This window comes from Flavonifractor sp. (assembly GCF_019422385.1).
GTDB lineage: Bacteria > Bacillota > Clostridia > Oscillospirales > Oscillospiraceae > Flavonifractor > Flavonifractor avistercoris.
In genome coordinates, this window is the sequence record NZ_JAHZDL010000165.1 from 1 (window position 1) to 2,055 (window position 2,055).

Here is a 2,055-nt window from a genome sequence, read left to right on the forward strand (position 1 = left end):
GATACCCGCGGCCCGGGCGCACTGCCACACCACCGCGTCCGCCACGGGCAGGCCCGTGTCCCGGTCCCAGAGGAGGGCTGTCTCCCGCTGGTTGCTGATGCCCACCGCCCCGATGGACTCCCGGTCAGCGCCGGTCTCCTCCAACAGCAGGCGGACGGTCTCCAGGGTGTTGCGGTAGATCTCCATGGGATCGTGGGACACCCAGCCCTGGCTGTTGATCTTTTGCTCGTGAGGCAGGTCGTGGCGGCCCAGGAGCCGGCCCTCCCCGTCAAAGAGCAATGCCTTGGTGCCGGAGGTGCTCTGGTCGATGGCTAAAATCGTCTTCATGGAAGCAGCTCCTCCGCGGCCTTGGCGATGCCCTGGGCGTCCAGACCGTAGTGGGCGAACACCTCCGCCGATTTTCCGGCGATGGCGGGCTCGTCGGGCAGAGCCAGGTTTTTCACCGGGATGGGATGGCTCTCCCCCACCACCTGGCTGACCATGCTGCCCATGCCGCCGTATATGCTGTGCTCCTCGGCGGTGACAATGGCCTTGGTCTCCCGGGCGGCCTGGAGCACCACCTCTTTGTCCAAGGGCTTGACGCAGTACATGTCGATGACCCGGGCGGAGATGCCCTTTTCCTCCAGCAGAAGGGCCGCGTCCAGGGCCGGGCGCACCAGCTCCCCGCAGGCGATAAGGGTCACGTCCGTGCCCTCCCGCACGGTGAGGGCCTTGTCCATCTGGAAGCTTTCCGGCACCGAATCGTACACGTCCTCCACGGCATTTCTTCCCACCCGGATGTAGGCCGGGTCGTCGTCCTCCACCAGGACTTCCAGCAGGGCCTGGGTGAGGAACCGGTCGCTGGGCAGGTAGACCCGCAGGCTGGGAATGGAGGCCAACGCCGCGATGTCCTGGGCGCTGTGGTGTGTCATGCCCAAGGCCCCGTAGCTGATGCCCCCGGAGATGCCGATGAGCTTTACATTGGTGTGGGAGTAGGCCACGTCCACCTTTACCTGCTCCATGCTCCGGGTGGAGAGAAAGCTGGCCGGAGAGGCGGCGAAGGGCCGCAGGCCGCACCGGGCCATGCCCGCCGCCGTGGAAACCAAACTCTGCTCGGCAATGCCCATCTCCACAAACTGCTCCGGAAACTCCTTGGCAAAGGGCGCCAGGGACGCGGAGCCCCGGGAGTCGCTGCACAGCACGGTGATGGTCTTGTCCTCCTTGGCCCGATCCAGCAGCACCTGGCAGATCACCTGCCGGTTGGGGATTGTGTTGCTCATTGCGCCGCCGCCCCCTTTTCCAAAAGCTCCTTCCGGGCCGCCTCATATTCCTCCTGGGTGGGCACTCTGTGGTGCCACCCGGCTTGGTTCTCCATAAAAGACACTCCGCAGCCCTTCACCGTGTCCGCGATGATGACCGTGGGCTTGTCCTGGAAGGCCTTCGCCTCGCTGAAAGCCCGCTCCAGGTCCGCCACGTCGTTGCCCTTGGCGTGGAGGGTGTGCCAGCCAAAGGCGGCCCACCGGTCGTCCTGGCTGTCCTGGGCCATGACCTCCTCGGTGCCGCCGGAGATTTGCAGCCGGTTCCGATCCACCACGGCGCAGAGGTTATCCAGCTTATAGTGTCCGGCAGCCATGGCCCCTTCCCACACGGAGCCCTCCGCCAGCTCGCCGTCCCCCATGACCACATACACCCGGTAGGACTTCCCCTGGCGCTTCCCTGCCAGGGCCATGCCCACCCCCACGGACAGGCCGTGGCCCAGGGAGCCGGAGTTCATCTCAATGCCGGCTATCTTGTTGTTGGGGTGGCCAATGTACTTGCTGCCAACCTGGGAAAACCTCTCCAATTCTTTCTCCTGAAAAAAGCCCTTGTCGCAGAGGACGCTGTACAGCGCCTCCACCGAATGGCCTTTGCTCAGGATGAAATGGTCGCGGTCCACGGTGGAGAAGTTCTCCGGAGTCACGTCCATCACCCGGTTGTACAGCACGTTCAGGATGTCGCACACGCTGAAATCCCCGCCGATGTGTCCCGTTTTGGCCCGGTAGACCATGTCCAGCACCCGCAGGCGCAGGGCGTATG

3 protein-coding genes are annotated in these 2,055 nt (G+C 64.7%); all 3 read right to left on the reverse strand.

What is annotated here, in order from left to right; all coding sequences use genetic code 11:
* On the reverse strand, positions 1 to 327 hold a 327-nt coding region (locus tag QZ378_RS12800; RefSeq protein ID WP_291258543.1), incomplete at its 3' end, for an FGGY family carbohydrate kinase.
* Positions 324 to 1,259 (reverse strand): transketolase C-terminal domain-containing protein, encoded by a 936-nt coding sequence (locus tag QZ378_RS12805; RefSeq protein ID WP_291258544.1) that lies wholly within the window; start codon positions 1,257 to 1,259, stop codon positions 324 to 326. The genes QZ378_RS12800 and QZ378_RS12805, both read right to left, overlap by 4 nt.
* Positions 1,256 to 2,055: transketolase (locus QZ378_RS12810; RefSeq protein ID WP_291258545.1), on the reverse strand; the 800-nt coding region annotated here is incomplete at its 5' end. The genes QZ378_RS12805 and QZ378_RS12810, both read right to left, overlap by 4 nt.

Excerpts from the sequence above, each read along its gene's own strand:
- QZ378_RS12805 (WP_291258544.1), bottom strand. The coding sequence starts at position 1,259 with ATGAGCAACACAATCCCCAACCGGCAGGTGATCTGCCAGGTGCTGCTG.